General features: G+C 40.6%; 1 protein-coding gene. It reads left to right on the top strand.

All coding sequences use genetic code 11. The annotated features are described in order from the left end of the window. Positions 1-74 precede the first annotated feature (74 nt). Positions 75-1144: MFS transporter (locus V7149_RS20870; protein ID WP_335347518.1), on the top strand; the 1070-nt coding region annotated here is incomplete at its 3' end.

Raw genomic sequence — 1144 nt, 5'->3', positions numbered from 1 at the left:
TTTTTCTTTTATGAAGTTTAAAACAGTAGTATTATATTTTTATTGCATTTAGTATGAATGTGGAGGGTGAGATTTTGTTTTATGGTTGGATAGTGGTATGGCTGACATTCTTTGTCATACTAATTGCTGCAGGCATTCGCTCGATTACGGGTATACTCATTATACCACTGGAGCAGGAATTTGAATGGAGCCGTTCCTCTATTTCGTTTGCCTTTGCAATTAACTTAACGATATATGGATTCTCAGGTCCGTTTATTGCAGCTGGGCTTGAAAGAATTGGTATTCGAAAAACGATGGCATATGCGATGCTCGTGCTAGTAATCGGAATGACGGCTAGCTTATTTATGAGTCAAATTTGGCATCTGAACCTCATTTGGGGAGTTATGATTGGAGTGGCCAGCGGGGTTTTTCTTACCGTTTTAGCAGCAACTATAGCTAATAATTGGTTTGAAAAACGAAAGGGAATCGTTGTCGGCATACTAATGTCAGCTACTGCCGCGGGGCAAATGATTTTTCTTCCGTTGCTTTCCAATTTGACTGAGGCTTTTTCGTGGAGAACAGGGATTTATGTATTTATTGGGTTAGGTGTCTTGATGATTCCCCTTATAGCAATTTGGATGAGAGATAAACCGGCTGATAAGGGACTAATCCCTTACGGTGCAGTCGCAAATCAAATTGCCCCTGTTATTCAGAATAAAAAAAATCCAATTAAGGAAGCATTCGAGGTATTATGGATAGGTGTTCGTACGGTTCCATTTTGGTTATTACCCATTAGCTTTTTTATTTGTGGTTTATCCACTGCGGGATTGATTGGGACGCATTTTATCGCGGCCTGTGGTTTGTATGGTATATCAGAAGTAAATGCAGCAGGCTTGTTTGCATTTATGGGGATTTTTAATATTATTGGAACGATGATTTCGGGATGGTTATCTGATCGGTTCGATAATCGATGGTTATTATTTTGGTATTACGGACTTCGGGGATTATCCCTAATCATCCTACCGTATGCACTTGATTTACGATCCTATCCAATGCTTGTCGCTTTTTCTGTATTTTACGGTTTGGACTGGATCGCAACCGTGCCACCAACCATCCGGTTAGCCTCAGAATACTTTGGCAAAGAGCGGGGAGCGATCGTCTATGG

It is taken from the genome of Bacillus sp. JJ1503 (assembly GCF_036965125.1).
GTDB lineage: Bacteria > Bacillota > Bacilli > Bacillales > Cytobacillaceae > Cytobacillus.
This window is presented reverse-complemented; position numbering and strand designations above follow the sequence as displayed.